Origin of the sequence: Moorena sp. SIO2C4 (assembly GCF_010672485.1) — a bacterium.
GTDB classification, from domain to species: Bacteria; Cyanobacteriota; Cyanobacteriia; order Cyanobacteriales; family Coleofasciculaceae; genus Moorena; species Moorena producens.
On the sequence record NZ_JAAHGN010001535.1, the window covers coordinates 1 to 1,185 of the forward strand.

At 48.9% G+C, this 1,185-nt stretch carries 1 protein-coding gene; it reads right to left on the bottom strand.

The features are described 5' to 3' along the window. Window positions 1–88: 88 nt before the first annotated feature. A partial coding sequence (locus tag F6K20_RS39310) for an aminomethyl-transferring glycine dehydrogenase (protein ID WP_287298567.1) occupies window positions 89–1,185 on the bottom strand: 1,097 nt, incomplete at its 5' end.

Below are 1,185 nucleotides of genomic sequence, written 5' to 3' on the forward strand. Positions count from 1 at the left end.
TGGATAATTACCCTTAATAAAAATCTCCCCATCTCCCCACACCTCCCACACTTCCCACACTCCCCACACTCCCCGCTTGACTCTGGGGTTAGATATATGCCTCCATCCCTTCACAAGAACAAACCAAATTCCTATCCCCAAAGGCATTATCAATGCGCCCTACCACAGGCCAAAACTTGTGTTCCCTTAACCAAGGTGCCGGGTATGCCGCTTCCTCACGGGTATAGGGATGGGACCATTCACTGACCATCAAGGCTTCTGCAGTATGGGGAGCATTCTTCAGCTGATTGTCGGTTTGGTCTACTTGACCCGATTCAATTGCTTCAATTTCCTGGCGGATGGCAATCATGGCATCACAGAAACGGTCGAGTTCCTCCTTCGACTCACTTTCAGTAGGTTCCACCATCATTGTCCCCGCTACAGGCCAGGATACCGTTGGAGCATGGAAACCATAATCCATCAGGCGTTTGGCAATATCATCCACTTCGATGCCCGCAGACTTTTTAAGCGATCGCAAATCCACAATACACTCATGAGCCACTAATCCATTGTTCCCCTTGTACAGAACAGGATAGTAAGGGTCTAACCGCTTAGCCATGTAATTAGCATTAAGAATAGCTACCTTAGTCGCCTCAGTTAACCCCCCACTCCCCATCATGGCAATATACATCCAGGAAATAGGTAGAATGCTGGCACTTCCCCAAGGTGCCGCAGAAATGGCACCAATAGATAAATTTGAAGGTTGAGGCTGTAAGGTTTTGGGCAGGAATGGTACTAAGTGAGGCATCACCCCAATTGGTCCCATACCAGGTCCACCCCCACCGTGGGGAATACAGAAGGTTTTGTGCAGGTTCAAGTGACACACATCTGCCCCAAAGTCCCCCGGACGGCACAGTCCCACTTGGGCATTCATATTCGCCCCATCCATATAAACCTGTCCCCCATGGTTGTGGACAATGGCACAGATCCCTTTAATCTCTTCTTCAAACACACCATGGGTAGAGGGATAAGTCACCATCAGAGCAGCTAGGTTTTGGCTATGGTGCTCGGCCTTATTCATCAAATCATCTAAATCAATGTTGCCCATCTCATCACAAGCAACAGCCACCACCTTTAAACCAGCCATCACCGCACTGGCGGGATTGGTTCCATGGGCAGAAGTAGGAATTAGACAGATATTGCGAT